The sequence below is a fragment of the Variovorax sp. KK3 genome, from assembly GCF_001984055.1.
Taxonomy (GTDB): domain Bacteria; phylum Pseudomonadota; class Gammaproteobacteria; order Burkholderiales; family Burkholderiaceae_C; genus Variovorax.
Window position 1 is genome coordinate 1 of sequence record NZ_LYVO01000193.1, and the last position, 619, is coordinate 619.

The following is a 619-nucleotide window of genomic DNA, read 5'->3' on the forward strand; positions in this document are numbered from 1 at the left end:
TTCGACGCGAACGAAGTGGTCAGCACGAACGAGGACACGCCACTCTCGGGCTCGGTGCTCACGGGCACCACCAGCCCCGACGGCCCGGTCACGGTCACCAGCTTCCAGGTGGCAGGCAATGCGGCCGTGTTCACCGCCGGCCAGACCGCTTCCATCGCCGGCATCGGCACGCTGCTCATCAACGCCGACGGCAGCTACACCTTCACGCCGGCGGCCAACTACAACGGCCCGGTGCCGGTCGTCACCTACACGATGACCGACGGCTCCAGCGGCGACACCTCGACGTTGACCATCACGGTCGCCGGCGTCAACGACGCGCCGGTCGGCAATGCGGACGCCAACAGCGGCCCCGAAGACACCGTGCTCGCCGGCAACGTGCTGGCCAACGACACGGACATCGACAACGACGCGCTGACCGTGACCCAGTTCGTGGTCGACGGCATCACCTACACGGCCGGCCAGACCGCGGCCATCGCCAACGTGGGCGCGCTCACGATCAACGCCGACGGCAGCTACGTCTTCACGCCGGCCGCCAACTTCAGCGGCGCGGTGCCGACCGCCACCTACACGCTGAGCGACGGCGGCACCACTGCGATCTCGACGCTCAACCTCAGCCTGG

The 619-nt window shown here is 68.7% G+C and carries 1 protein-coding gene; it reads left to right on the forward strand.

Annotated elements, in window-relative coordinates; translation table 11 throughout:
- Window positions 1–619: Ig-like domain-containing protein (locus B0W80_RS34110; RefSeq protein ID WP_143684931.1), on the forward strand; the 619-nt coding region annotated here is incomplete at both ends.